The organism is Nocardia abscessus, from assembly GCF_015477775.1.
In the GTDB taxonomy this organism is placed as follows: Bacteria; Actinomycetota; Actinomycetes; order Mycobacteriales; family Mycobacteriaceae; genus Nocardia; species Nocardia abscessus_A.
In genome coordinates this window covers 1-752 of sequence record NZ_JADLQO010000063.1, presented here as the reverse complement: position 1 = coordinate 752, position 752 = coordinate 1, and the positions used below count along the sequence as shown (strand labels likewise).

Genomic DNA, 752 nt, shown 5'->3' with positions numbered 1-752 from the left:
CGCCGCCCGCGCCTGCTCGCCCGGATCAGTGCCCGGCACACCGGTACGCACCGCCGACATATCCGAACCCGGCGACAACACCCCCGGCGGCACCAGATCCGGCGAAATCCGCACCTGCGTCGGCGAACCCCCACTCCGATAAGCCGCCGACCAACTCAGCACATTCGCCGCATACGCCATCGAGTTGTTGTACCGCAACACCGCCCGCAACTCCTGCGACCGATCCCGCAGATCCACACCCCCCGAACACAAATACTTCCCCGCCGCCAACGCCGCATCGAACACATTGTGCGGATCGGCCACCCCGTCCCCGTTCCCGTCCGCACCATAACCACCCCACGTCCCCGGCAAGAACTGCATCGGACCCAACGCCCGCACATACCCCCCATCAGCAGCCCGGATCACCTCGTTACCCGGCAAACTCCCATCCAAGGCCGGACCCAGAATCGGCGTCACCGTCGTCCCCGCCGCATCCGTCCGCCCACCCCGCGCATGCCCCGACTCGATCCGCCCGATCCCCGCCAGCAGATTCCACGACAACCCACACCCCGGCGCCGAAGACGCCAACGCCAACTCCGCATTCCGGTACGCCGCCAACACCACCTCCGGAATCCCCAACGCACCCCCCACCGCAGGCAACGTAAGCTCCTGCAACGGCACCACACCCGCGAACGGCGGCGACACCGCCCGCAACCGCCGCGGCAACTCCGGCGACACCGGCAACAACCCCGCCACCCGCGACTCCCCACCGC

1 protein-coding gene is annotated in these 752 nt (G+C 68.8%); it reads right to left on the bottom strand.

The features are described from left to right. Window positions 1-752: lytic transglycosylase domain-containing protein (locus IU450_RS39270; protein ID WP_267470700.1), on the bottom strand; the 752-nt coding region annotated here is incomplete at both ends.